At 62.1% G+C, this 22101-nt stretch carries 16 protein-coding genes; 6 read left to right on the forward strand and 10 right to left on the reverse strand.

What is annotated here, in order from left to right; genetic code table 11:
• The 5 genes from VGL22_RS16400 to VGL22_RS16420 form a co-directional block, all read right to left on the reverse strand.
• The coding region (locus VGL22_RS16400; protein ID WP_465268021.1) for a DinB family protein at positions 1-402 on the reverse strand (402 nt) is incomplete at its 3' end.
• Between the two features lie 28 nt (positions 403-430).
• Entirely contained in the window at positions 431-1537 is a 1107-nt protein-coding gene (locus VGL22_RS16405; protein ID WP_465268022.1) for a glycoside hydrolase family 18 protein, read from the reverse strand.
• Between the two features lie 272 nt (positions 1538-1809).
• The gene (locus VGL22_RS16410) at positions 1810-3342 is read right to left on the reverse strand and encodes a PP2C family protein-serine/threonine phosphatase (RefSeq protein ID WP_465268023.1); all 1533 of its coding nucleotides are present in this window, start codon (positions 3340-3342) and stop codon (positions 1810-1812) included.
• A 6-nt stretch (positions 3343-3348) separates the two neighbouring features.
• Complete coding sequence (locus VGL22_RS16415; RefSeq protein ID WP_465268024.1) at positions 3349-3744, reverse strand: response regulator transcription factor; 396 nt, start codon at positions 3742-3744, stop codon at positions 3349-3351.
• The gene (locus VGL22_RS16420) at positions 3741-8753 is read right to left on the reverse strand and encodes a GAF domain-containing protein (RefSeq protein ID WP_465268025.1); all 5013 of its coding nucleotides are present in this window, start codon (positions 8751-8753) and stop codon (positions 3741-3743) included. Before VGL22_RS16420 ends, VGL22_RS16415 begins: the two co-directional genes overlap by 4 nt.
• A gap of 291 nt (positions 8754-9044) precedes the next feature.
• On the opposite strand from VGL22_RS16420, the gene VGL22_RS16425 reads away from it, so the two are divergent.
• The 5 genes from VGL22_RS16425 (at position 9045) to VGL22_RS16445 (ending at position 14808) form a co-directional block, all read left to right on the forward strand.
• Positions 9045-9935, forward strand: coding sequence for a DUF72 domain-containing protein (locus VGL22_RS16425; protein ID WP_465268026.1), 891 nt, complete (start codon positions 9045-9047; stop codon positions 9933-9935).
• A complete protein-coding gene (locus tag VGL22_RS16430; protein WP_465268027.1) occupies positions 9932-10603 on the forward strand; it encodes an alpha/beta hydrolase family protein in 672 nt (223 codons plus the stop codon). The genes VGL22_RS16425 and VGL22_RS16430 overlap by 4 nt, the downstream gene beginning before the upstream one ends.
• Positions 10603-13266, forward strand: coding sequence for a DNA ligase D (gene ligD / locus VGL22_RS16435; RefSeq protein ID WP_465268028.1), 2664 nt, complete (start codon positions 10603-10605; stop codon positions 13264-13266). The genes VGL22_RS16430 and ligD overlap by 1 nt, the downstream gene beginning before the upstream one ends.
• Positions 13267-13405: 139 nt before the next feature.
• Complete coding sequence (gene ku, locus VGL22_RS16440; RefSeq protein WP_465268029.1) at positions 13406-14347, forward strand: non-homologous end joining protein Ku; 942 nt, start codon at positions 13406-13408, stop codon at positions 14345-14347.
• A gap of 23 nt (positions 14348-14370) precedes the next feature.
• Positions 14371-14808, forward strand: coding sequence for a hypothetical protein (locus tag VGL22_RS16445; RefSeq protein WP_465268030.1), 438 nt, complete (start codon positions 14371-14373; stop codon positions 14806-14808).
• A 79-nt stretch (positions 14809-14887) separates the two neighbouring features.
• On the opposite strand, the gene VGL22_RS16450 is transcribed toward VGL22_RS16445, so the two are convergent.
• The 5 genes from VGL22_RS16450 to VGL22_RS16470 form a co-directional block, all read right to left on the reverse strand.
• Positions 14888-15700 carry a sulfite exporter TauE/SafE family protein gene (locus VGL22_RS16450; protein WP_465268031.1) on the reverse strand — a complete coding sequence of 271 codons (813 nt, stop codon included), beginning with the start codon at positions 15698-15700 and terminating at the stop codon, positions 14888-14890.
• Positions 15701-15752: 52 nt separating this feature from the next.
• On the reverse strand, positions 15753-16334 hold the full coding sequence (locus VGL22_RS16455) for an LOG family protein (RefSeq protein WP_465268032.1): 582 nt from the start codon (positions 16332-16334) through the stop codon (positions 15753-15755).
• A gap of 18 nt (positions 16335-16352) precedes the next feature.
• Complete coding sequence (locus VGL22_RS16460) at positions 16353-17948, reverse strand: DHA2 family efflux MFS transporter permease subunit (protein WP_465268033.1); 1596 nt, start codon at positions 17946-17948, stop codon at positions 16353-16355.
• Positions 17949-18118: 170 nt separating this feature from the next.
• On the reverse strand, positions 18119-18814 hold the full coding sequence (locus VGL22_RS16465) for an LrgB family protein (RefSeq protein WP_465268034.1): 696 nt from the start codon (positions 18812-18814) through the stop codon (positions 18119-18121).
• The gene (locus tag VGL22_RS16470; RefSeq protein ID WP_465268035.1) at positions 18811-19191 is read right to left on the reverse strand and encodes a CidA/LrgA family protein; all 381 of its coding nucleotides are present in this window, start codon (positions 19189-19191) and stop codon (positions 18811-18813) included. Before VGL22_RS16470 ends, VGL22_RS16465 begins: the two co-directional genes overlap by 4 nt.
• A 105-nt stretch (positions 19192-19296) precedes the next feature.
• On the opposite strand from VGL22_RS16470, the gene VGL22_RS16475 reads away from it, so the two are divergent.
• Positions 19297-22065 carry an ATP-dependent helicase gene (locus VGL22_RS16475; protein ID WP_465268036.1) on the forward strand — a complete coding sequence of 923 codons (2769 nt, stop codon included), beginning with the start codon at positions 19297-19299 and terminating at the stop codon, positions 22063-22065.
• Positions 22066-22101 lie beyond the last annotated feature (36 nt).

Raw genomic sequence — 22101 nt, forward strand, 5'->3', positions numbered from 1 at the left:
GGCTTCCATGCCGGTGGTGTGATAGCCCTGGATGTCGCAGGCAGCGAGCAGATCGGCTTCAGTGAGCTGCGCCAGTACTTCAGAGACGCGATGCATGGTGGATGAGAGCGTCTGGATGAGCTGATCGCGAGGGATGCCCTCGGTGCGGCTGAATTCGGCGGGGCGGTCGCGGTGGTCGCGAGACTGCGTGAAGGCTGTGATGATCCACTGCGTGACATTGCCGTTGAGATGCAGCAGGAGATTGCCGATGCTGTTGCAGGAGGAGTTCGGCCGCCACCAGATCTGCTCGTCGGTGAGGGACTCGACGCAGGTGCGCAGGCGTGTCCAGGATTGATCGAGCAGCATCTCGCGGGTGGCGCGCAGAAAGGTGGATGCGAGGTTGATGTGTGCAGTTTCGGTCATAGGGGCACCTCGTGTGCGTGGGGGTGACTCAGTGCAGGCCGGCATTCACAGATTTGATCAGCGTCCTGGCGGGGTCATCGCTTTCGAGGTCCCAGATCATGATGCCGCCGAGCTTGTGAGCGCGGACATACTTGCATTTTCCTGCGATGGATTCCGGGTCTTCGTAGCTGACGAAGGTGCGGGTCTCGGGATTGTAGAGCGAGGGGACCTGTGAAGTTGGATCCCAGTAGCGGGTGAAGCCGTGGCCGAGCATGGTGGTTTCGATCTGACTGAAGGGCGCGCCGGTGCGGGGTGCGGGCTTGCCCGGCTGGTAGAGGCCGTTGCTGGTGGGGGGGACGTCGGTCCAGGCATGTCCGTAGAAGGGGATGCCGAGGACGAGCTTGCCCGCGGGGACGCCGGCTTTCTCGAAGGCACGAACAGAAGCATCGGCGGAGGTTTTTTCAGGATCGGCAGGGTTGGTGAAGAGCGCGGCGTGATGGCCGGTGAGGGGGCCGCTCCCGGGCTCATAGTAGTCGTACGACATGAGGTTCACGGTGTCGACGATGCGGGCCACTTTGTCGATGTCAGTGTGGGCGAGGAATTCAGGCGACGCGCCGGCTGCGATGGTGAGATAAAGGCGGCGGCCGGTCTCCCTGGAGACGCGGTCGAAGTGCTGGCGCAGTTCGCGGAGCAGTGCGGTGAAGTTCTGCTTGTCCTCCGGGCGGAAAGGATGGCCGGCGCCGGGGAGGCCGGGATATTCCCAGTCGATGTCGAGGCCGTCGAGTTGATATTGGGTGATGAACTCCGCTACGGAGTGAATGAAGGTGGCGCGGGTTGCACTGTTGAGCGACACGTCAGAGAAGTTGGTGGACCAGAGCCAGCCGCCAACTGAAACGAGGATGGTGAGGTTTGGGTTCTCTTTGCGCAAGGCGGTGAGGAAGGCGAAGTTTTCGGCGTCATGCGCGAAGCCGGTCACCATGCGGCCGTCCTGGATGTTGGCGAAGGCGTAGTTGAGGCGGGTGACGCTGTGCGGGTCCACCTCGCCGCTGGTGAGGGTGGCGTTCTGCGGGAAGATGTAAGCGACGATCTGGGGGGTGGATCTGGGAGATGCGGAGAATGCGGATGCGGCTGCCGCGAGGAGGAAGGACGAAACCAAGATTCGGCGAAGGAACGGCATGGAAGCAGTCTAAGACAGGCGATCGCCTGAAGGGGAACGGGGAGGGATAGATTGTCTCGCAATGGAACGGTAAGTGAGAAAAATCTCAGAAAACTTGTGAGAGGCCGTCACAAAAGCGAGGCGCGGCCTACATTTCGGCAGTACATTACTTTTCCTAAATTAATGAATGGCCGGTTCGATGCGCCGTCAGGAGAAACAGAGGGCTCCTGATGCGGTGTGTCGAACCGGCATTTCTATTGGTATCGAGAGGATCAGGCGGTGGTTTCGATCTGCGCGTTTGAAGATTGCCTGGAGCCTGCGCTGGCGAGGCGGATGGCGAGTACGGTGATGTCGTCTTCCTGGCCGTAGTGGCGGGCGGCCTCGGCGATGTGGGCGGCTGGGTGGCGGGTGAGGGATGGGAGGCGCGCGAAGCCGTAGAGCTCGCCGGTGGCGGAGCGGGCTTCCGGGACGCCGTCGGACATGAGGACCATCTGCTGGCCGGGATCGAGGCGCGAGAACTTGGTGTGGTATGCCTGGTCAGCGACAAGGCCGAGGGGCAGTGCGGGAGCGGTTTCGAATTCGTGGCCGTCGATGTAAGGCGGGATGTGGCCGGCGTTGGCGAGGCAGAACTCGCCGCTCGGGTTGATGCGCACGCAGAGGGCGGTGGTGAAGCCGAGCTGACCCTGGGCCACGAGCGCGTTGTTGAGCGCGGCGAGGATGTCGGCGGGCTCGGTGGAGGTTTCGCGCCGGAGCGCGCCGAGGATGAGGGCGACGCGCATGGCAGCGGTGAGGCCCTTGCCGGAGACGTCGCCGACGATGGCGAGGAGGGCGCCGTCGGCGGCCGGGTAGACGAGATAGAAGTCGCCGCCGACTTCGCTGGCGGGGACGTAGACAGGCTCGACATCGAACCCGGCGATGGAGCGCGAGGCGCCCTGCAGAAGCAACTGCTGGACAGTGCTGGCAGCCTGGAGTTCGGCGGCATAGGCGGCGCGGTGGCGCTCGGCTTCGACCATGTCCGATACGAGAAGCGCATTGTCGATGGCTGCGGCAGTTTGCAGCGCGATGGTGTTGAGGAGCTTGAGGTCAGGCGAGGAATAGGACGCGCCGTGGGCCTGGTTTCCAAGGACGATGGCGCCCCGGGTGTTCTCGCCGGAGCGGAGAGGGGCGCAGAGGATGGCGCAGTGCGTCGGGTGGCCGATGCGGGGATCCGATGCGCAGTCGTTGACGATTTCGGCGGAGCCTTTTTCGAGGACAGTGGCAACGAGTGGGAGCAGGCTGGCGCCGGCGTGGCTGCCGAAGGTGGCGATAGCGTCGAGTGCGCCGGTGCTGTTGTGGAGGTAAATGATGCCGAAGGTGGCCTTGATGAGGCGTTGTGCCTGGTCGAGCGCGCAGGCGGCGACGGCCGGGGAATCGAGAACCTGGGCGAGCTGCTCAGAGAGCTGTTCGATGAGGTGGACTTCGCGGTAGAGGTGCAGGACCTCGGAGCCGAGGGAGCGGCTTTCAATTTCTTTCGACCAGAGGTGGTGGATGAGGGCGGCGACGGGGGTGGCCTGGGGGGCGGGGCCGATGACGCAGCCGAGGATGGAGTCGTCGTGGAGGACTGGGATGCGGCTGAGCAAGCGCTCGGGATCCCAGGTCTCAGAATCGAGACCTGGGGCACCCAGGTTCTGGGGCGAGCCGAGGAGGAGTGTGCCGTTGGGGTCAGTGATGTGGACGGTGTTGCCCATGCTCTCGATGAGCGCAAGCACGACGGCATGCGCGGGCGAGCGGCGTCCGAGGAGAGATTTGAGGGTGAGAGCAGGCATGCGCGATCAGCTCCCGGCGGCGGCCAAGCCGAGGGCTGCGCGCGCGTTGGCGATGAGGGCGTCGGGGTCGAAGGGCTTGGTCATGTAGCGATCGGCTCCGACTTCAAGGCCGCGGTTGCGATCGAACTCCTGGCCTTTGGCGGTGAGGAGGATGATGTGCACGTGGTTCCAGCCCATCTGCTTCTTCACGGTGTGGCAGACGTCAAAGCCATTCATCTTGGGCATCATGACATCGAGCAGAACGAGGTCGGGCTTCTCGGCGCGAATTGACTCGAGGGCCTCTTCGCCGTTGGTAGCGGTGAACAACTCCACGCCGTCGTACTCCAGGTCTTCCAGGGTTTGCTGGATGAGGGTACGAAGGTGCGGTTCATCGTCGACGATCAGTATTTTTTTATTGGTCATTGGTAGATGAGGAAGAGAACGTTCTCCATGCCTTTCTCGAAGCGGAGGGCGCGCACGGCCTCGTTATTCGAAAGCAGCGAATTAAGGATGATGATGTCGGGTTTGGAGTCGACGGCGCGGGCCACGAGGTCTGGCCCGTTGGATTCAGTGACCTGGTAGCCGCGAGTTTCAAGAACCTGGGCGAGAGTGCTGACGGTGGAAGCATCTTCGTCGACCACCATGACCTTTTTGCGCGACTTGCCCTGGTCGAGGAGGGTATCCATTTCCTGGAACAGGGAGCCGGTGTCGATGGGCTTGGTGAGGTAGCGGTCGACGCCGAGGCGGAAGCCGCGCTCGCGGTCTTCAAGGATGGACAGGATGATGATGGGGACGTGCATGGTGGCGGGGTCATTTTTGAGGACCGCGGCCACGTCGAAGCCGTTCATCTCCGGCATCATGACATCGAGAATGACGAGGCCGGGGATCTCTTCGCGGATGAGAGCGAGAGCCTTGCGGCCGTCTTCGGCGAGGCGCACGGAGTAGCCGGCCTCTGTGAGTTCCTGTTGGAGGAGGGTACGGATGTTGGGGTCGTCGTCGACCACAAGGATGGATTTGGAGTGCGTCTGCTGGTTGGCGACGGTGTCGCGGAGGCGGCGCACGATGGCTTCGATGTCGACGGAGCGGCGGACGGGGAGCAGCTCAAGCTGCTTTGCCGCTTCGGTGACGGGGAGGGTGAAGGAGAAGGTACTGCCTTCGCCGACGGCGGAGTCGACCCAGATGCGGCCGCCGTGGTGCTCGACGATCTCCTTGCAGATGGGGAGACCCAGGCCAGTGCCTTTGGGTTTGTCGGTCAGGGTGTCGCCTACCTGCTTGAACTTTTCGAACACCTTGGGCTGATCGGCCGGCGCGATGCCGATGCCAGAGTCTTTCACGCTGACGACGATTTCACCGTCGCGGCGAATGGCTGAGCAGGTGATGGTTCCGGCGGGCGTGAACTTGACGGCATTGGAGATGAGGTTGATGACAACCTGAATGAGCCGGTCGTGGTCGCCGCTGATGTCGGGCAGTCCTTCACCGATGGACGTCTCGATCCTGAGGCGGCGAGCTTCGACGAGCGATGAGGTAGCAGCGACGGCGCGTTCGATGACTTCCTTGACGGAGACGCTGGCCATGTTCCAGGTGAACTTGCCGGCTTCAATTTTGGCGAGGTCGAGCACATCATCGATGAGCTTGGTGAGGCGCTCGCCTTCGCTGACGACGACGTCAAGGTTTTCGAGCACCTGGCGCTTGGACTGCGCGATCTTGGCGTCGGACTCAGGGATGAGCGGGAAGAGGCGCTCGTGGAGTCGCCGGCGGATGATCTTGGCGAAGCCGAGGACGGAGGTGAGCGGCGTACGCAGCTCGTGGCTGACCGTGGAGAGGAAGGAGCTCTTGGCGGAGTCGGCTTCTTCGGCGGCGGCTCGGGCGGCCTGGGCTTCTTCAAACAGGCGGGCGTTATGGAAGGCGACGCCGACGGCGGACGCGACGGTGGAGAGCAGGCGCTGATCGGCTTCAGTGAAGCGGCCTTCCTGGTCAGTGGTCTGGACGCTGAGGACGCCGATCATTTCGCCGCCGGAGGGGATGGGAACACCCAAGTAGGAGGCGGACTGGCGGCCGACGTGTTCCACGCCAAGGCGCTCGCGGTTACGGTCCATATCCTCGTTGATGAGGAGGGGCTCGCCGCTGCGGAGGATCTGCGAGGTGAGGCCGGTGCCGAAAGGCCGTGAGGGCGCCTCTTCGCCCCATGCGTAGGGAAAGTGCAGCATCATGGTGGCACGATCGAGCAGCGCGACGTAGACGATGGGGGCCTTGAAGAGCTCGCGCAGTTGCTCCCCGACGAGTTGGATGAGACGGTCTCGGTCGAGCTGGGTAGAGAGTGCATTGGTGATGCGATTGATGGTGATCAGCTCAGCGGCGCGCTCCCGAACCGACCGCTCCTGGTCGGCAATCACGGTGTACGCGTTGGCGTTGTCGAGGGCGATGGTGGTGTAAGAGGCGAGGTTGGAGAGCAGGCGCAGGTGCTGCTCGGTATAGGCATTTTTGCGGAAGCTCTGCACGCTGAGCACGCCGAGGACCCGGTCCTGGGCGATGAGGGGCAGGTAGATCATGGAAGCCGGCGGCTGGGCGGCGCTTCCGTCTTCCAGAACGCGCGCGCCGTGGGTGTACTGGGAGATGTAGCGTGCGTGTTCGGTGGCGACATCGTTGATAAGGATGGGCTCGCGGTGCTCAATGCACCAGACGGCGAACTGGTCCTTATCGGCAGTGCTGCGCGAGTAGGGCGCGTAGCGCTTGCCGCTTTCGATGGCCAGCGTGTAATCGATGAGCTGCTTTTCGGGGCGGTAGAGGCCGACGCCGAAGATGGTGGCGTCGACGATCTGGTTGACGCGCTCGTAGAGCTTGAACAGGATGACGTTGAGATCGAGGGACGCGGTGATTTCGCGGCCGATCTGGCTGAGTAACTCGATGCTTTCCTTTTGGGCGCTGATTTCGGTGGCCTGGGCGCGAATCTCGGTGGTGCGCTCAGTGACGGTGGCTTCGAGGGCGCGGGCCTGGGTCTCAAGAATCTCGGTTTTGCGGCGGGCCTTGTTGCGTTCATGGCGGATCACCAGGCGCCAGAGGACGAGGCAGAGAAGAAGCCAGAGGACGGCGTAAATGATGTAGGCCGCGGTAGTGCGATACCACGGTGGTGCGATGACGAAGTGGAAGGCGGCCTCGTTGCCGGTGCGGCCATCGAAGGCGCGGGAGCGCACGCGGAAGACATATTTGCCGGGGCCCAGGCTGGAGTAGTTCGCATCCGTCTGCTTGGACCAATCCGACCAGTCGCGGTCTGCGCCATCGAGGAAGTATTGATAGGTGGTCGCCTTGGGATTGGAGAAGGTGAGGGCGGCGAAGCTGAAGTGAAGGCCATTGGAGCCGGCGGGCAGATGGAGATCGGAGCCGACGGCCGTTCCGCCGAAGAGGGTTTGTTTGCCTGAAGACACCTGGCGAACGATGGTGTCAAAAGCCGTGGTGGCAGAGCTGGCGGAGCGGGGCACGAAGTGTACGAGTTTTTCGCCGGCAATCCAGAGGCCGCCGTCGGGTTGCGTGTAGATGACGCCTGTTCCCAACTCCGTGAGGGGCCGGTAACTGTCTTCATCCAGATGCCAGGCGCCGTCGGTTCCGTGCTGAAACAATCCCAGCCGGCGGCCATCGAAGGAGACCGTCTCGGACCAGACGCGGTTTTTGCCGTCCGGCTGCAGGGTGGCGTTGAAGGCAGGCACATCCATGGGGAGGAGGAAGCGATCGTCGATGACGAATTTCCGGGCCCCCTCATCAAGCCTGTACATGTGTTTGGAATGCTGGGCGGCGACGTAGACGCCGTTGTCGATGACCTCGGCGTCGAGAATCCCCGAGGGAAGGCCCGACGCCGCGCCGAAGAAATCGGCTTTGGAATCGCGCATGCCCGTCGGCGCCATGTGGATGCGGAGGACCTTGCCGGCGCCGCCGCTTGCCCATACATCGCCGTGCCCATCTTCGACCATGTTGCGGGATTCAAAGACAATGCCGGGGAGTCTTCCTTCATCGACCCACTGGCCGTTGGTCCAGCGTATGGATTGCACGCCATCCGAGTGGCCGACCAGGATCCGCATGGGATCGGCGTGCGACTGGCCGATGAAATAAGTCTGCTCCTGCAGCCCGTGCAGCGACGGAATGACCGGCACCATCTGGTCTCCGGCGACGCGCACGACGCCTTCGCTGGTGCCAACGAGCAGTTGTTCCGGAGCGTGTCCGGCGGGATCTTTGAAATCGACCAGGGTCCAGCCTTGCGTTGCTCCGTGAATGGGCTGCAGATTGGGCCGGTGCGTCTGGGGATCGAGCACGACGCGGGCAAGAGCTGTGTTGCCTGAGACGGTGGTGGCATAGACCGTGTTCTCGAACACAGTCATGTCTTCAACGAATGCGTTGACGTAGATGGAGAAAGTTCCATCCATCTGCACGCGGGAGACGCCGCCGTCGCTGCCGATCCATAGAGCGCCTTCGCGGTCCTGGAATACGGAGAGTGCGTCCGAGGTAAGGATCCCTTCGGCAACGTCGATGACGCGGCGGAGGGTGCCGTCGTGGTTGAGGATGACGGCACCACCGTTCAGCGTGTTGACGCACAGCGAACCGTCACGCAGGAGGGTGGCTACATAGACTTTGCTTTTCTTGAGGTAGTCGTCCGCCCCGGTGTGGAAGGGGGTGACCTTCTGGCCGTCATAGAGGCTGAGCAGACCGTTGCGCTCTGAGACGATGATCTGGTTGTCGTCGTAGGGATAGAGGAAGAGCTTGATGGAGGTGCGGTAGCCGTCGCCGCCGGGGCTGTTGCGGATCTCATCGCCTACGATCTCCTGGAGCCCGATGCCTTCCTGGTCTGTGTAGACGCGGTCGCGGACGAGCGAAAGAGCCTGGAAGCGCGAGTTGTCCGCGGGGCGCCAGACCTGCATGCGTTTGCCGTCCCAGCGGAAGAGGCGCTCGAAACTGCGGAAGAACACGCCCTGGGGCGTGACGAGGGTCTGCCAGACGTCAGTGAATCCGCGGTCAGCCTGGGGGATCTGGTCCAGCAGGGAGACGAACTGGAGAGTGCCGGCGGCATCTGGGGCGAGGTAGCCGATGTCGGCATTGGCGCCGAGCCAGACACGGCCATCGGGGTCGACGGCGAGGGAGCGCACAACGCTGGAACCCAGCAAGATTTTGCGCCAGGAGACGCCATCGAACTGGAGGACCATGCCGGCGGAGACGCCGAAGTACATGATGCCGCGCTTGTCCTGGGCGATCGTCCACACCTGGCCGGAGGCGTTGTACTCCTTGTTGGTGTAGTTTTCGACGACGGGAATGCCGGCACCGATGTTGGGAGATCCGGGGGACTGCGGGGCGGCTTGCGCCAGCGCGCGGACATCGCCAAAGGTGGCAAGCACCAGCAGCGTGGCAGCGACGGACGCCTTTCGCAGGTGGAGCAGCAAGGGTGAGCTCAAGTCGATTCCCTGTATGGATGCTGGTGGCGTTATTTAGATGGGGGGAAAGCCTGACGGGAAGGTTAACACGCAACCGGCAGCGCAGCAAAGGAATTATGGCCTCTCTATGCGTATGAATTGGGTGGAGTTGCGCCACAACAACCACGGGAACGGGTGCGCCGTGGCGGGGTTCGCCGGAGGTGTTCAGTATTCGCCGGCGGCTGAACATCGGTCCGCAGGACGGGGGTGAAGTTGACGCGTTCGTGACTTGTCCTTTGATAGACTCGTGGCACTTCGCTGGTGAGTGCATCGATGAGCGAGCAGGGTCGAATCCGCGTTGGCATGTCCGGGTGGCGCTTTGATGATTGGCGCGGGAGCTTCTATCCCGAGAAGCTGGTGCAAAAGCGCGAGCTTGAGTATGCGTCACGGCAGCTTAACTCGATAGAGCTGAATGGCACGTTTCACTCGCTCCAGAAACCGAAGAGTTATCTGGAATGGAACAACCAGACGCCCGATGATTTTGTGTTCGCGGTGAAGGGGACGCAGTTCATCACGCACATACGCAAGCTGGAGAACGTGGCGACACCGCTGGCGAATTTTCTGGCGCAGGGTTTGCTGCGGCTGGGCAGGAAACTGGGACCTATTCTTTGGCAGCTGCCGCCGGTTTCCAAGTTCGATGCGCAGCGGCTGCAGGAGTTTTTCAATCTGCTGCCGCGCACGCACAGGCAGGCTGCGGCATATGCGCGCCAGCGCGATGAGTGGATGGCAGAGCGGTGCTGGCTGGAAGTGGAGGAAGACCTGCCTCTGCGTTATGCCATGGAGGCGCGGCACAAAAGCTTTGCGGATCCGGAGTATGTTTCTCTGCTGCGCAGGAACAATATTGCATTAGTGGTCGCTGACACCGATAAGTGGCCGCGCATGATGGATATTACCGCGGATTTTGTGTATTGCCGGCTGCATGGGATGGAAGAGGTGTATCCCATCGGCTATGACGCGGAGGGAATCGAGACGTGGGCGCAGCGGGTGCTCAAGTGGTCGTGCGGGGAAGAGGTGATGGATGGCGTGCACATCCATCCGGATCTTGCTCCGAGGCAGGCAGCGCGCGATGTGTTTGTTTATTTCGATGATGATGTGAAAGTACGTGCGCCGCATGACGCGGTGAGTCTGACGAAGAGAATCGCAGAGGTGACCGGGGCTGCATGACGATACAGGCGTGGACGGAGTTCATTGACCTGTCGCATAAGGAAGCGCCCGTGCGCGGCTACCTGCACGGTGTGGTGGGAGGCGGGCGGGACTGCCTGATCCTGACCCATGGTGCGGGCGCGAACTGCCAGTCGCCGCTGCTGACTGCGCTGGCGGAGGCGTTTGATGCGGCGGGAGTGACGGTGCTGCGCTGCGATCTGCCGTTTCGTCAAGCGCGGCCCCACGGGCCTCCCATGCGGGGCAGCGCGGAACGCGACCAGGCCGGACTGAGAGCGGCAGCGCAGGCCATGCGGCGCGGCGGAGCGGGAAGCGTGTTTCTGGGTGGCCATTCGTATGGTGGAAGGCAGGCGTCGATGCTGGCGGCAGGCGAGCCGGAGCTGGTGGAGGCTCTGCTGCTGCTCTCGTATCCGCTGCATCCGCCCAAGCAGGCGGAGAACTTACGTACGCAACATCTCCCGTCATTGCGCGTGCCGGCGTTCTTCGTGCATGGGACCTGCGACGGGTTCGGCACGGCTGCGGAGATGCAGTCGGCCCTGGAACTGATTCCGGCACGGACGGAGCTTCTGCCTGTGGAGGGCGCGGGCCATGAGCTGCTGAAGAAGAATCGGGAGCAATTCATCGAGCAGGTCACTGCGCGATTCCTCGCGTTTGCGCGGGCTCTGGGCTGATGCCGGCGCGAAGCAAATCCGTTTCTGATTCGGCCAAGGCTGTTGATGGGCAGCTCGAGCGCTATCGCGCTATGCGCGATTTCGAAATGACGGCAGAGCCGCGCGGCGGGTCGAGGACGCGAGTTACGAAGAAGGCGGCCGGCCTGCCGTTTGTGGTGCAGAAGCACGCGGCGCGGCAGTTGCGCTATGACTTCCGGCTGGGCTGGCACGGCGTGCTGAAGAGCTGGGCTGTGGCGAAGGGGCCGAGTTACTCGACGGCGGAGAAACGCTTGGCCGTAGAGGTGGAAGATCACCCCATGGAGTATGGCGGCTTCGAGGGCACGATCCCCAAGGGGCAATATGGCGGCGGCACCGTGATGGTGTGGGATTTTGGCGAGTGGCAGCCGTTGGGCGATGTGGAGAAGCAACTGGCTGAGGGAAATCTCAAATTCCAATTGAGTGGGACAAAGCTCAAAGGCAAGTGGGCGCTGGTGCGGATGAAGCGCAATCCGGATCGCGATCGAGGAGACAAGCCGAGCTGGTTGCTGCTGAAGGAACGGGATGAGTGGGCGCAGCCGGACGGGAGCGAGGAGATCACGGATCTGGCTTCAGACAGTGCGCTGACGCAGCGGAGCATGGAAGAGATTGCTGCGAGCAGCGACCATGTGTGGGATTCGGGAAAAGGTTTGCGGGACGCGGAGAAGCCTCCGGTACGAGCTGACGGGAAGGCCGATGCGCAGAGGATCAAGTTGCTTGACCGGCTGCTGCGTGGGGCGCCGGTGGAGGAGTTTCCGAGCTTTGTTGCGCCGCAGCTTGCGGAGGAGGCGCGGTCAGGGCCAAAGGGAAACGAGTGGGTTCACGAGATCAAGCTGGATGGCTACCGGACGCAGTTGCACATTCGCGCCGCGGAACAAGGCGGCCCTCGGAAGGTGCGGCTGTTCACCCGCAAAGGGCTGGACTGGACGGCAAGAATGCGGGGGCTGGCGCGGGTCGCGGCGGCGCTGCCTGTGGAGAGCGCGATCCTCGATGGCGAAGTCGTGGTGCTTGATGCTTCGGGGAGGAGCAGCTTCTCGGACTTGCAGGCGGCATTCCAGAACGGCACGCGCGCCGAGCTGACGTACTTTGCTTTCGACCTGCTGCATCTGAACGGGCACAGCTTGCGTGGGTTGCCGCTGCTGAAGCGGAAAGAGATTCTGGCGGCCGTGCTTTCGGGTGCAGATCACGCCCTGCAATTTTGCGAGCACATCCAAGCGGACGCTGACGTGGTGTTTCGCAAGGCGTGCGAACTGGGCGCTGAGGGGATTGTGTCGAAGCTGATTTCGGCACCCTACGTCTGCGGGCGTGGAAGCATGTGGCTGAAGAGAAAAGGGGCGCAGAAGCAGGAGTTTGTGATTGGCGGATTCACCCCGGTTGCAAGGACCGGGCGGGGAATCGGCGCGCTGCTGCTGGGTTATTACGATGGCGAGAGGTTGATCTACGCCGGGCGGACCGGGACGGGCTTCTCGCAGGAGGTGGAGCGCACGCTGCGGGTTCGGCTGGATGCGCTGGCGCAGAAGGCGCCGGCCTTTGCGGCACTGCCGCGCGAGGCGCGAGAGAATGCGACGTGGGTGAAGCCTGAGTTGGTGGCGCAGGTGGCGTTTTCCGCGTGGACCAATGAGAACCTGATCCGGCAGTCGTCCTTCAAGAGCCTGCGCGAAGATAAGTTGCCGACGGAAGTGGTGCGGGAGTGCGCGGCGGCGGAGGAGGAAACTTCGTCGCGGACCCAGTCCCCGCTCAAGCAGGATCGCAAGGCTGGCGTGACCCTTGCGCTGACGAAGCCTTACAAAGTGCTGGACGAGGCGAGCGGGACCACGAAGCAGCAGATTGCGGAGTACTACCTTGCGGTTGCCGAGCATATGCTGCCGCACGTGGGGGATCGGCCGCTGAGCGTGTTGCGCTGCCCTGATGGCATCGGGAAGCAGGCATTTTTTCAGAAGCACATCGCTTCAGGGCTGCCCGCCGGGGTGCACACGGTTCCGGTTGCGAACAAAAAGACCGGCAAAGTGGAGGAGTTTGTCACGGTCAATTCTGCCGAGGGCCTCATGGGCATGGCGCAGTTGGGGGTGCTGGAGATTCACCCGTGGGGATCGAAGAACGACGCGGTGGACAAGCCCGATCGCATCATCTTCGACCTGGATCCGGATGAAGCGGTTACCTGGGGGACGTTGTCAGAAGCCGCGGCGGAGATGCGCTCGCGTCTCAAAAAGCTGAACCTGACGAGCTACCTGAAGAGCACGGGCGGGAAAGGGCTGCACGTGGTTGTTCCTATTGAGCCGGAGCATGACTGGCCGACGATCAAGCAGTTTTCGTATGGCGTGGTGGCTCAGATGCAGAAGGACAATCCGCAGCTCTATACGACCAATATGTCCAAGGCGGTGCGCCGTGGCAGGATCTATCTCGACTATCTGCGCAATGACCGGGAGGCGACGGCGATTGGGGTATTCTCCACGCGTGCCCGGGCGGGTGTGCCCGTGGCGGTGCCGCTCGAATGGAAGGAGCTTCGGGTGAATGCGCGCCCGGTGTTTCACGTTTCGGACTTCAGCGGATGGCGGGCGCGGCTAGGGCGAGATCCCTGGAAGCAGATGCTTCAGGACAGACAGCATCTGACGGTGGAGATGCTGGCGTTGGCCGGCGTGAAGAAGTAGACAGTTTGTCACGCGAATACAAGGCGAAAGCTGCAGGATTCATGCGGAATTTGCTTTCAGCGAGCTTGAAGTTGAGATAAACTCCTCAATCTACGAGGTCTTGAGCGCACATCCCGGATGCGTTCCCAGTGAGGTCATAATGGCACGTCCCTATTGGACGGGGAATCTGCAGATATCCCTTGTGTCTTTTGGCGTGAGTTTATACGTCGCCACGGAGACGAAGAGTCAGATCAGCTTTCACCAGCTGAGCCGCCGCACCGGCGAGCGCATCCGCCACCAGAAGGTGCTGGAGAGCGCTGTGGAGAACAACGAAGCGACCACCGCGGTGGAGAAGGATGAGATCGTCAAAGGCTACGAGTACAGCAAAGGCCAATACGTGATCATCGAGCCCTCGGAGCTGGAGAATCTGCGGGTGCCGACCAAGCACACGATCGCGGTTTCACAGTTTGTCGACAAAGCCGATCTGAATCCCGAGTACGTGGAGAAGCCGTATTTCGTGCTGCCGGAGAATGACTCCCAGACCGAGACCTATGGGGTGATCCGCGAGGCGCTGGTGAAGAGCGGCAAGGTAGCCATTGGCAAGGTCGCGTTCTCAGGCCGCGAAAACATTATCGCGGTGGTGCCGGCGGGCGAGCGCGGGATGATGGCTTACACGCTTCGCTACCAGGCCGAGTTGCGCAACCATGCCGACTACTTTCGTGACATCAAGTCGACGGCGGTGGACCAGGACTCGTTGGAACTGGCCGAGACGCTGGTCAAGAAGATGAGCGCTAAGTTTGATCTAGGCAAGTTCGAAGACGCCTACGAGGTTGCGTTGAAGGCGCTGGTGGATGCCAAGGTGAACAACATGCCGGTGCCGGTGGAGGAAGAGCCAAGGCCGAAGATGGGCAAGGTGATCAACCTCATGGATGCGCTGCGAAAGAGCATCGGGGAAGAGAGCCAGGCCGGTAACCAGACCGGGAAGAAGCCGCCCAAGAGTGAGAAGGAACCGCAGAAGGGGAAGATCGGTCTGGTCAAAGGGCAAGAAAAGGGACTGGAAAAGGCATCGGGCAAGGCTGCCGGGAAGCGCAAATCTGCGTGAGGCGGGGAGGGGCGGAACTGCACATGGAGCTTGTCATCCGAGTGGATATGGAAAAGGCGCAGCAGTCGCTGGCCGAGATCTTCAAGCTGATTGGGGATTGCCGCCTCACCGACGAGGTCAAGGATGAAGAGACGGCCGGCACGCTGACGGTGGTGAGGAACGGCAAGTCTCTAGTGGTTGGAACATGGGAAGTGGAAGAGTCGGAGGAGCAGTCGAAAGCGCTGGACTCTGCCTCGATGGAACCGTCGTATCGCGCCGCGGCGATGGCGCGCTATGCGCAGCCGAACCGCATCGAGGTCGACCGGTTTGCCACCGTCAGCCAGGCAGACGACGGCGCGTACGTGCAGGGATGGCTGCATGTATCGCAGGCGGAGGTGGGGGGCTCGGGGAACATGACGCTTTCCAAGAAGCCACCGCAGCCCGCGCAGTCTCTTCGGAATTTAGGCACGAGAGCGGGCTGAACCGGTCTCAGCGCCAGCCCGTACAACGGTGTTGTCTGCTATGTGACTCGCACAGCCTCGGGTAGCAGCTCGCGGGTTTTCAGTGCGTCTTCCAGAAGTACCAGCCTGCCATTCCAAAGCCGATGACGATGACCATGGCCCGGAGCACCGGCTGGGGAATCACCCGGGCGAAGCGGGCGGAGGTATATCCGCCGATGCCGCAGGCGACCATGGCCATGAGGCAGTAGCGCCACGCCACATTGCCGCTGACCACGAAGATGAGAAATGCGACGCCATTTGCGGCAGTGGTGGAGACGACCTTGAGCGCATTGATCTCGTTCAGGTCTTCGATGCCGAAGAGCGAGAGCAGCGTGATGATGAGGAATCCCGCGCCTGCACCGAAGTAGCCGATGTAAAAGCAGACCACGACCGTGAAGAGGAAGACAAGCCGGCGGCGCGGCGGCTGGGGCCGGGTTCCGGCAAGCTGGTGGCGGGTGGCCGCGCGTTGGTCAAGCCAGCGGGTGATGGGGCGGCTGAGCGCAAAGATGATGGCCGCGACCAGCAGCAGCCAGGGGACCAGTTTCATGAACGTGGTCTGTGGCGTGATGAGCAGCACGACCGCGCCGAACGTTCCGCCGATGAGGCCGGCGAGCGTCATGGGGAACACCAGCCGCATGTTCTTGCGGATGTCTTCGCGGTAGGCGGCGACGGAGGTGAGCTGTCCCGGCCAGAGGGCGACGGTGTTGGTGGCGTTGGCCTGCACGGGGAGAATTCCGGTGCCGAGCATGGCGGGGAAGGAGAGGAAGGAGCCTCCGCCAGCCACGGCGTTGAGCACGCCTGCGATGAATGCCGCGATGATCAGCCACAGAGATCGCCAGTGAAGTACGGGGTGTGCGGCGTCGAGGACGAGCATTTCTCTTCAATTCTAGAGGGACTGTGAAGCTGGCGACGGAAGCGGAAGTATATTACCTGCGGAAAGTTCCTCGCCAGGTTCGGGTGAGGATCATTTCGAGTGCGGTCTCCGGGTCGGCCGCCACCTGCGGGAGTGCGCGGCTCCTGGGCGGGAGAAAACCGGCCGCGACGGCGCTATCAAGGAAATCAAGCAACTTGTTCCAGTAGCCCGCCGTGTTGATGAGAATGCACGGCTTGGCGTGCATCTTGAGCTGCGACCAGGTGAGGATCTCGAACATCTCGTCGAGGGTGCCATAGCCGCCAGGCAGGATGAGGAATGCGTCGGCCAGTGCAACCATGCGTGCCTTGCGCTGATGCATGGTGGCGACGGTCTCAAGGCGCGTCAGGCCGGTGTGGGCAATCTCGCGGCCGGCAAGGAATTCGGGAAGAACGCCGATGACTTCGGCTCCGCCGGCCAGCGCGGCGTCGGCGGCTGCGCCCATCAGGCCGATGTTGGCGCCCCCGTAGACCATGCCGAGGCCGGCCGCGGCAATGGCATGGCCGAGGGCTTGGGCTTCCGCGCGGTAAAGCGGGTTTGTGCCTTCCGACGAGGCGCAGTAAACGGCAACGCGGCAAGGCGCGGCTGAGGCGGGCATGGCTTCAGGATAGTAGGTCTACTCCTCAACCGAAATGCTTCGTCCCGATGGCTTGCGCACTCGCTGAAAAAACAAGATGAAGGGGATGCACAGCAGCGCCAGGTAGCCCAGCAGCCGGAAACCGTCCACATAGGCCATGAGGGAGGCCTGCTGCTGCAAACTCCGGTAAAGGGCTCCGAGCGCCATTTGATGTGCCGTCACGGAGTCGGCGCCGGCTGCGTGCAGGGTACTCGCCAGCCCGGCCGCGGCGGCATTTGCGGCTGGGTCGGTTACTCCCACATTACCTGCGAGATAATTTTGATGAACCTGCCCGCGGCGGACCAGCAGGGCCGTTGCAGTGGCGATTCCGACGCTGCCGCCGATGTTGCGCACCAGGTTGTAGATGCCGGCGGCGTTGCCGATTTCCTGCCGCTGCAGCCGCCCCATGGCCATGGTCGTCAGTGGGACGAACACAAATCCCCCGGCGAAACCGTTGAGGATGTTGGGCACGACCACGGAGCCCATGCCGATTCCAAGATTCAGATGGCTCAGCATCAGCGTGGATGCGCCGAAGACAAAGAAGCCGAACATCAGCAGCCAGCGGCCATCGATGCGGCTGGCGAGCGCGCCGGCGACAATCATCGATACGATGGACCCAAAGCCTCGCGGGCTCACGGCCAGCCCGCTGTCGAGTGCTGGATATCCCAGAAGGGTCTGCAAAAAGAGCGGCAGCAGGGCCGTGGAGGCGTACAGGACGAACCCGTAAACCCCCGTGACCAGTGTGCCCACGGTGAAGTTGCGGTTGAGCAGTACGTGAAGTTGGACGATGGGTTCGGGCACTGTCAGCTCGCGCAGAATGAAGCCCAGAAAAGCTATAACGGAAATCGCCAGCGTCCACCGGATCCAGACAGCTTCAAACCAATCGGCTTCCTGCCCTTTGTCGAGCACGAGTTGGAGGCTCCCCAGCCACAGGGCCATGAGCCCAAAACCCACCGCGTCTATGACTCCGCGAAACGCGACTTTCAGGTACGGAGGATCTTCGACGAACATGCCAACCAGAAAGAACGCCAGGATCCCGACGGGGAGGTTGATGTAGAAGATCCATCGCCAGGAGTAGCTGTCGGTGATCCATCCGCCCAGGGTTGGGCCGATGACCGGGGCAACGACGATGCCGGTGCCGTAGACGGCCATGGCTTTGCCGTGCTGCACGGGCGGAAAGCTTTCCAGCAAAATGGATTGCGCAAGGGGCTGCATGCCGCCGCCGCCGATGCCCTGGAGGATGCGGGCGACGATCAGCATGGGCATAGTGAGGGCGGCTCCGCACAGCATGGAGGCACCGGTAAACAGCAAAATCGAGAGCATGAGCAGGCGCTTGCGGCCGATCCGGCGCGAGATCCAGCCGGTCGCGGGAAGCATGATGGCGTTCGAAACGAGGTAGCTGGTCAGTACCCAGGTAGCTTCATCGGTAGAGGCGGAAAGGTTTCCGGCGATATGGGGGAGCGCGACGTTCGCCACCGATGAATCGAGAACCACCATGAAGGTGGCGGTCATTACGGCGGCAGCGATGGCCCAGGGATTCGCCGAGGGCACCCACTCGGCGTTTCCGGCCACGGCGGTGTGGTCGCCGCTGCTCACGGGCGGCCGCCCGATACGCGGTGCTGATTGCCGAAAATCGATAGTGTTCCCATTTATCAGTGTATCCACCGGAGCCGGGTCAAGGCGCCATGCGCGCGCCTCAGCCTTTTCAGCCCGGTGATGCGGTGGGTTGGATGATGAAAACGAACGGCGAGTTCAGAGCGACCGGATTAGCGCAAAAAAACGGACAGCAGAGCTCCCAGCAGCGATGTAAACACGCCGGTAGCCGCCATGGCCCAGGAGGAGACCGTGGCCTGCATCTCGGAGCGGCGCACCAGGCTGGCGGTTCCGATGCCGTGGGAAGAGATGCCCATAGCCACGCCAACGGCGCGGTCTTCCCAAACTCCAAACAGCCCCAGGAGGAACGGCCCAAAGGTCGCCCCGAAGACGCCAGCTAGAACTACCAGGGCGATGGTGAGTTGCGGGATGCCGTGAAGCTGGCGACACACTTCGATGGCGATGGGCGTTGTTACCGATTTTGGGACGGTCGACATGACTACAGGGAAGGGCGCCCCCAGCAGCCAGGCCGTCCCTCCGGCGGTGGCCATGGCTACCACCACGCCGATAAACACGATGAGAGCCAGCCTGGGAAGGGAACTGCGCAGGACGAGGCCATTGCGATACATGGGCACGGCAAGCGCGACTGTGGCCGGACCCAGGCACCAGGTCAGCAGGCTGCCTCCGCGGTTGTAGACAGCATAGGGCTGGTGAGCCACCAGGAGCAGCGCAGCGATGGGCAGGCACGCCACGACGATGGGGGGAATCCACCGCCACCTTTGATGGAGCTTCACAGCCAGTCCGTAGCACACGACGGTGAGCACCAGGCTGCACAGCGGGTTCGAGAGGAGAAAGGAGAGATACTTCACCTGCTCACCTCGGCAGTTTCCGTGGCCCTGGTCTCTACCGGACGAAGCAGCCAGCGCGCCAGCAGGCCGGTGGTGAGGAGGACGGCTAAAAAGCTCACGATCAGGCTCACCACAATGGCCACAGCCTGGCGCGACAGAACCGGCCCAATCTCGATCAGACCGACCGTGAGTGGTACGAAGAGAAGGACCATATGGCGAAGCAGGAGGTTGGCGGCCCGATCGACCCATCGCAGCTTGAGCACGCCCGTGACCATCGCTCCATAAAAGAGCAGGAGGCCCAGCACGCCGCCGGGTATGGGGGCGCCATGCGCATGCAGCCAGCCGCCGGCCAAAGAGACGGCTACGATGATCGCCAGTCCGCGCAACAGATCGAACATGTCTTATTGTCTCCTGACAAGAGTGAGGGCGGCATAAGCCAACCGGCGAACGAATCCGCCAGCAGGTAAACTGGGAGAAGGGCGTTTCCCTCCGGATCTGTATTCTTGTCATCACTCATTGCAAAGCTGAATCCTCAACAACGCGAGGCCGTCGAAGCGACGCAAGGGCCGCTGTTGATTCTTGCCGGCGCGGGGTCAGGAAAGACCCGCGTGATCACGGCGCGTATTGCATGGCTCATCTCCGAGAAGGGCGTGGCGCCCGACTCGATTCTGGCTGTCACGTTTACCAACAAGGCCTCCGCGGAGATGGCGGAGCGCGTGGACCGGCTGATTGGGCACGCATCCGTGCAAAAGCCGCTGATCTCCACCTTTCACTCGCTGTGCGTGCGCATGTTGCGCCGCGACATCGAGGCGCTGAAGGTGGGGAATGAAGGGCTTACGCGGAGTTTCGCCATTTACGACGAGAACGATCAATCGAACATCGTCAAGCAGATCATGCGCCGCATGGGGATCGACACGAAGCAATTGACGCCGCGAACGGTGTTAGGACGGATCTCCTGGGCGAAGAATCATATGGTCGATCCGCAGGAGTATTATCTCGGCTCCAAGGACCCGAACAACGAGCGCATCGCCCACATTTACCAGGGGTACAAGGCGGATCTGAAAAAGAACAACGCGCTGGATTTCGACGACCTTTTGCTGGAGGCGGTCCGCCTTCTGAAGGTCTCGTCCGAGGTTCGCGAGCGCTATCAGCGCAGGTATCTCTACCTGCTGGTGGATGAATACCAGGATACGAATCGTCCCCAGTACGAGATCATGAAACTCCTTGCCGGCGAGAAGCAGAATGTGTGCGCGGTGGGCGATGAGGACCAAAGCATCTACTCATGGCGCGGGGCCGACATCAAGAACATTCTCGATTTCGAGAAGGAGTTCCCGAATGCCAAGATCGTTCGCCTGGAACAGAACTATCGGTCCACGCAGAACATTCTTGAAGCAGCGGGGGCGGTGGTCGCAAACAATTTGCGGCGCAAGGGCAAGAAGCTATGGACCGATCGTCAGGGCGGCTCGCTGATCGGGTACTACGAAGCGCCGGACGGCGAGAATGAAGCTCTGTTCATCGCCAACCGCATCCAGAAATTTCTGCGCGAAGTCAACGAAGAGGGCGAGCAGGGCCGGTGCGCCGTTCTCTATCGCACCAACTCACAGTCGCGTCTGGTGGAAGAGTCCTTACGGCGCTACAACATCCGCTACACCATGGTGGGCGGATTCAGTTTCTATGAGCGCGCTGAAGTTAAAGACATGATGGGTTATCTGCGTCTGGTGCGCAATCCGCATGACTCCATGGCGCTGCAGCGGGTGATCAACACGCCGGCGCGCGGCATCGGCGCGACGACCTTGGCGACACTGGAACGGCTCGCTCTCGAAACGGGTACGTCCACGTGGGATGCCATTGCGGCGGCGGTCCAGAACAAGCTGATTCCCACGCGGGCGCTCATGGCGCTCGATTCATTCCGCACTCTCATTACCGATGCGCAGGCCATGATGGATCCCGATTTCGCGGGCAAATTGTCGGCTGACATTGCGGCGAGCAACGACGAGGATGTGGATACGGACTTCTCGTTTGGGGCAGCTGAGCCGGACGCCGAAGCGAACGAGGCTCTCGCGGATGCGGAGGCGGTCGACTTCAACTTTGGCGGCAATGAGAACCAGATGTCGCTGCTCGATCTCACGAGCTTTTCTCCCTTCGCTGCAGAGCCGAAGAAGCCGTTCCTGAAGATGCCGAAGCAGACGAGCGCTGCCGAGGAGAAGACAGCGTCGGCTTCGAAGGGTTGGACGACGAAGGCAGCGAAGCTGAATCCGGAGCCCGCGAATGGCGGAGAGGCGGGCGGCGGGGAGCGGATGGAGGGATTCCGCGCGCCCGGCGATGCGGCTACACTGCCGGAGTTGATCCGATTTCTGAACGATCGCACCGGCTACATCAAAGCGCTTGAGGCGGAGGGATCGCCCGAGGCGTTCAGCCGCATTGAAAACCTGAAGGAACTTGCGAATGCAGCGCACGATGCCGAGGTGCGCGGCGAGACGCTGGCGGAATTTCTTGATCACGCCGCATTGGCATCGGACACGGACCAGTTCGACCCGGACGCGCGCGTGACCCTTATGACGCTGCACGCAGCCAAAGGCCTGGAGTTTCCGCTGGTGTTTCTCGCCGGCATGGAGGAAGGCTTGTTCCCGCACTCCCGCACGCTGAACAATCCGGAGGAACTGGAAGAGGAACGGCGTCTCTGTTACGTGGGCATGACGCGGGCTATGAATACCCTCGTTATGACGCGGGCGCAGTACCGCCGGCGCTATGGCAACGATGCGCCGGAGCAGAGTATTCCATCGCGATTCCTTGAAGAGGTCCCCCCGGCGCTGGTCGAGAATCTGAGCCATCGCGCACTGGCCTGGGCCGGCGGAAGTTCAGCCTATGGCCAGCAGAGACGCGCCTCGCAGGAATACGGCGATCGCCATTTCGACTATGAAAACGAAAGCCAGGAAACTCCCCGGCTGACCTACAGCAAGGGCGTAAGCGCTGGCAACAAGGCGTCGTCGACTCCGCCACCCAACGCCGATTCCATTGACAACATCGCCCGTTTTTTCGGTGGCAAGGGAGTGGTGAAGCCGGGTTCGTTCGCTCGGCCGGCCATGGATATTCCCGAGTCGAGGGGAGCAAGCGGGCTGAACAAGGGCCAGCGCGTGCGGCACTCGAAATACGGCGAAGGCACGGTTCTGATGCGCGAGGGAGACGGCGAGGACGCAAAGATCACGGTGATGTTCACGCGCCATGGCATGAAGAAGCTGATTGAGAAGTTCGCGAACCTGGAGAAGATTTAGCGGCCGCCTGCTGCATGACGGAATCTGCATCTCTGG

This window comes from Occallatibacter sp. (genome assembly GCF_036502485.1).
Lineage (GTDB): Bacteria > Acidobacteriota > Terriglobia > Terriglobales > Acidobacteriaceae > Telmatobacter.

Bases quoted from the DNA above. Each gene is read 5' to 3' on its own strand.
- VGL22_RS16445 (WP_465268030.1), top strand. From the start codon at position 14,371: ATGGAGCTTGTCATCCGAGTGGATATGGAAAAGGCGCAGCAGTCGCTG.
- ligD (WP_465268028.1), top strand. From the start codon at position 10,603: ATGCCGGCGCGAAGCAAATCCGTTTCTGATTCGGCCAAGGCTGTTGAT.
- VGL22_RS16425 (WP_465268026.1), top strand. From the start codon at position 9,045: ATGAGCGAGCAGGGTCGAATCCGCGTTGGCATGTCCGGGTGGCGCTTT.
- VGL22_RS16455 (WP_465268032.1), bottom strand. From the start codon at position 16,334: ATGCCCGCCTCAGCCGCGCCTTGCCGCGTTGCCGTTTACTGCGCCTCG.
- VGL22_RS16450 (WP_465268031.1), bottom strand. From the start codon at position 15,700: ATGCTCGTCCTCGACGCCGCACACCCCGTACTTCACTGGCGATCTCTG.
- VGL22_RS16410 (WP_465268023.1), bottom strand. From the start codon at position 3,342: ATGCCTGCTCTCACCCTCAAATCTCTCCTCGGACGCCGCTCGCCCGCG.
- ku (WP_465268029.1), top strand. From the start codon at position 13,406: ATGGCACGTCCCTATTGGACGGGGAATCTGCAGATATCCCTTGTGTCT.
- VGL22_RS16470 (WP_465268035.1), bottom strand. From the start codon at position 19,191: ATGTTCGATCTGTTGCGCGGACTGGCGATCATCGTAGCCGTCTCTTTG.
- VGL22_RS16430 (WP_465268027.1), top strand. From the start codon at position 9,932: ATGACGATACAGGCGTGGACGGAGTTCATTGACCTGTCGCATAAGGAA.
- VGL22_RS16415 (WP_465268024.1), bottom strand. From the start codon at position 3,744: ATGACCAATAAAAAAATACTGATCGTCGACGATGAACCGCACCTTCGT.